The organism is Paraconexibacter sp., assembly GCF_041602235.1.
Taxonomy (GTDB): Bacteria; Actinomycetota; Thermoleophilia; order Solirubrobacterales; family Solirubrobacteraceae; genus Paraconexibacter.
In genome coordinates this window covers 1-1,927 of sequence record NZ_JBFIGP010000456.1, presented here as the reverse complement: position 1 = coordinate 1,927, position 1,927 = coordinate 1, and the positions used below count along the sequence as shown (strand labels likewise).

General features: G+C 72.5%; 3 protein-coding genes. 2 read left to right on the top strand and 1 reads right to left on the bottom strand.

All coding sequences use genetic code 11. From position 1 onward, the window contains the following. The coding region (locus tag ABYE80_RS20370; RefSeq protein WP_372792211.1) for a hypothetical protein at positions 1–477 on the top strand (477 nt) is incomplete at its 5' end. 3 nt (positions 478–480) lie between these two features. Further along, a complete protein-coding gene (locus ABYE80_RS20365) occupies positions 481–930 on the top strand; it encodes an acyl-CoA thioesterase (RefSeq protein WP_372792209.1) in 450 nt (149 codons plus the stop codon). Positions 931–979: 49 nt separating this feature from the next. Here ABYE80_RS20365 and ABYE80_RS20360 read toward each other — a convergent pair whose 3' ends face one another. Continuing rightward, positions 980–1,549, bottom strand: a complete 570-nt coding sequence (locus ABYE80_RS20360) for a DUF4389 domain-containing protein (protein ID WP_372792207.1) — start codon at positions 1,547–1,549, stop codon at positions 980–982. Positions 1,550–1,927 lie beyond the last annotated feature (378 nt).

The following is a 1,927-nucleotide window of genomic DNA, read 5'->3' as shown; positions in this document are numbered from 1 at the left end:
TCCGGGTTCCTGGTCGGCCGCGTGCGCTGCGGATCCGGCCGCGACCTCGTCGACGTGACCGCGGTGAGCGGCCAGCGGCCGACCGCGCGGTCGGTGCGCTCCCCGGGCGTCGAGGTCGGTCGCGACTGCGAGCGGCTCACGGTCGGCCCCGCGTTCGACGACCGGTCGAGCCTCGGCCAGTTCGACCCGCGCGCACGGGTCCTGCGGGGTGCCCGCGTGCGGATCCGCGCGTACTCGCTGGTCCGTCGCAGCAAGGCGCAGACCGTGTCGGTCGCGCTGCGCGAGCGCACCGGCCGGCACAGGATCCTCGCCACGGGCCGCCTGCGCATCCCGAAGGGCTCCGGCATGGCGAGGGCGACGGTCACCCTGCGTCCGACGAAGGCGGGCCGCCGCGTGCTGCGCGCCGGTCGCTCCCGCAAGGTCGCGCTCTACGCGGGCACGACGTTCTGGGCGCCGACGACGATCACGGTCCGGTAGCCGATGCCCGACGCCTCCGACGAGTCCTGGCCCTTCACGTTCGTCGACCGGGTGCGTTACGGGGATCTCGACGCCAACCGCCACCTCAACAACGTGGCGGTCCACCAGTTCTACGAGAGCGCCCGGATCGCCTACGTGGGCCGACTGCTCCCGGACGTGGACCTCGCCGGTGGGGGCGAGGAGTTCCCGGTCATCTTCGCCGAGACCCACGTCGTGTTCCGCTCGCCGGGGCACTACGGCGACGTGCTGCACGTCGACGTCCGGCCCACCGACCTGCGGCGCTCCAGCGTGCGGATCGCCTTCCGCATCCGGCGCGAGGGGGACGACCGCCTGATCGCCGACGGCTGGGGCACGCTGGTCGGGTTCGACTACGCGGCCCAGCGGGCGGCGCGGCTGCCCGCGAAGCTCGTCGCGGCGCTGCGCGCCGACGGCGCACAGGACGGTGGTGGCTGAGCGACGGGTCGTCGGGTCAGCGCGGCGGGCCGTGCGCGATCGCGGCGCGCTAGGCGGCGAGCCGGAACGGCGGGTACTCGTCGGTGGTGAGCAGGAACGCGTACGCGACGACCCGGTAGGCCCAGCGCATCACGCCCTCCACGTAGGTGAAGAGGGATCGGGGGTAGCGGCCGGTGAACAGGATCGCGAACCAGGCGGCGATGACGGCGAAGACCGCGCCGATGATCAGGAACACGAGCACGATCAGGTGCGGGATCGCCAGCAGCCACTTGTACAACGGGGCCCAGCGGTCGAGGTCGCGCTCGACGTCCGGGTACTCAACGTCCAGGTGCACGTGCTGGGGGCTGTCCGTCGACGGGTACGCGTCGTCCATCAGCGCGATGTACGCGTCGATCCGCGCCGCGAACCGCAGGTACTCGCGGTTGAAGTCGAAGAACCATCGCGGGTACTTGCGCCGCGCGACGATCATCGCGCCGGCCGGGATCGCCAGCAGGCCGCCGAACGTGCCGAACACGATCAGGACGGGCAGCGCCAGCAGGGGGCGCAGCAGGGTGGAGCGGCGGTCGAGCGAGCGGTCGGGGTAGTCGATGCTGAACGTGAGCTGGGTGTGTGCGGACATGGGGGCCCTTGGTGGTGGAGTCGGGGGTGGGTGGTGCGCCCACGGTCGCGTGTCGAGGCGGCGGCGGCATCCGCAGACGCCCCGCATCGGGTGTCGTAGTTCTCACCCGTCCGGGTGCGGGTGCGTGACGGCGTCGCGGGTCGGGCGCGTCGTTTTGCTTCGCGGTGCCGCGGGTACACCGCGAGCCCGCCAAACCTTCGGAGAGACGACGAGCACCATGCGCGACACGCACGACATCGACCGGGCCCCGCGGGCCGTCGAGACCAAGCACTTCACCCGCACCAGCGAGTTCTGGGTCTTCGCGGTGGTCGCCCTGGCGGTGCTGATCGCCGGCAGCGCGGTGGGTGCCAACGGCGACGACGCCGACGTCTTCCGCGC